Here is a 592-nt window from a genome sequence, read left to right on the forward strand (position 1 = left end):
GTACAATGCGGCCGGGATCGTACGCTAGGAAAGGATTGAGTGACCCATTTAGACTGTCCAGGAAGCTCTGTGCTGCAATATACCGTTCCCCAAACAAAGGAACAGTCTGATACTGCGCCCACCATGTAGGACTAATCCGATCGATCGACTGGATAAACCCCCCATCGCTAGGGGTGTTTTGCTGACGATATGCCAGCTGGAACTTCTTATCCTTGACGCCGAATAGGATGGGGAGCTGGATTGTAACTTGCATTATGACCTCCCACGCCACTTATTTTCCATTATCCGGTTATCCACCATGGAAGGCAAAGATGCACGCAGCTGCCTGTCGCGTGCATTCATCTTTTCTTCTAGTGCCGCTACTGCATCGGGAGTTGCGCCGCGTGCATCAATAGTGGTACGTGCATCGATATAATTACCACCCCCGGCGCCACCCTTGAGCATCTTGGCCAGAGGGGTGATAGTCCCACTTTGACCAGGCTCAAAGATTTCGACACCTACTCCAGGTTCATTAACACGATAGCGCAGACCGCCAGTTGCAGGGCCACCGGAAGCGCGAGCCCCATTAAGCATAGATCCCCAGTCGAAGGTT

General features: G+C 52.5%; 2 protein-coding genes. Both read right to left on the reverse strand.

Annotated features, from left to right (window positions below):
* Window positions 1–253, reverse strand: a 253-nt coding sequence (locus tag VJI93_RS08405; protein WP_324009261.1) for a hypothetical protein, incomplete at its 3' end; no start/stop codon positions are given.
* On the reverse strand, window positions 253–592 hold a 340-nt coding region (locus tag VJI93_RS08410; RefSeq protein ID WP_324009262.1), incomplete at its 5' end, for a hypothetical protein. The genes VJI93_RS08405 and VJI93_RS08410, both read right to left, overlap by 1 nt.

Origin of the sequence: Parvimonas sp. M20 (genome assembly GCF_035282425.1) — a bacterium.
Classification (GTDB): Bacteria; Bacillota; Clostridia; order Tissierellales; family Peptoniphilaceae; genus Parvimonas.